The sequence below is a fragment of the Kocuria subflava genome (genome assembly GCF_012163155.1).
Lineage (GTDB): Bacteria > Actinomycetota > Actinomycetes > Actinomycetales > Micrococcaceae > Kocuria > Kocuria subflava.
In genome coordinates this window covers 1-758 of sequence record NZ_JAAVUN010000112.1, presented here as the reverse complement: position 1 = coordinate 758, position 758 = coordinate 1, and the positions used below count along the sequence as shown (strand labels likewise).

Genomic DNA, 758 nt, shown 5'->3' with positions numbered 1-758 from the left:
GATGACGGACCCTGCGCCCGAGATGTTGCACGCGTCCGCCGGAGCCCTTGGTTTGGAAGCCCCCGACCTGGCACGCAAGGCTGCCGACACCATGGAGGCAACGCTCAGCGACTGCGCGGTCGTCTTAGCCGCCTGAATCTGCTCAGAGCAGAGCAGCCCACGGACGGGCTCGCCAAGTGCCACCATGAATGTCATGGACATTCTATTGCTCGGTGGAACTGCGTTTCTTGGGCGTGAGATCGCACGCCAATTCCTTAGTTCTGGCCACAGCGTGACCTGTCTCGCTCGCGGCTCTCAGCCGGCTCCGGCCGGCACCACGTTTATCAAAGCCGACCGTGACAATGCTGATGCACTGCGCTCGGTCGCAAGAACAGCCTGGGACGCGGTAATTGATCTGACCTCCCATCCAGTGCATGCCGTCCGTGCAGTTGGAGAACTCTCCAGCAGGCACTGGGTCTACGTATACTCCAGCAGCGTCTACACCGACTTCTCCGCGCCTGAGCAGTCAGAGGCCGGCACGGTGCATGACCCACTCGCGGCGGGCTGGATGCCAGACATGAGCCAGTTCGGCCCTGCAAAGATCGCCTGTGAGGATGCTTACCGAGCAATGGACCAGCCAGTCACAATCATCCGACCTGGACTGATCGGAGGATGGGGCGACTGGACCGGGCCGGATGTTCTGGTCCCCGACAAAACCCAGCCGACCGCAATCCTAGATGTCGAGGACCTTGCTGCGTGGATCGTTAGCTGCGGTACAA

1 protein-coding gene is annotated in these 758 nt (G+C 61.5%); it reads left to right on the top strand.

The window, feature by feature from the left end:
• Positions 1-193: 193 nt before the first annotated feature.
• Positions 194-758 (top strand): NAD-dependent epimerase/dehydratase family protein (locus GTW58_RS13240; RefSeq protein WP_168023577.1); only part of this gene is annotated, 565 nt, incomplete at its 3' end.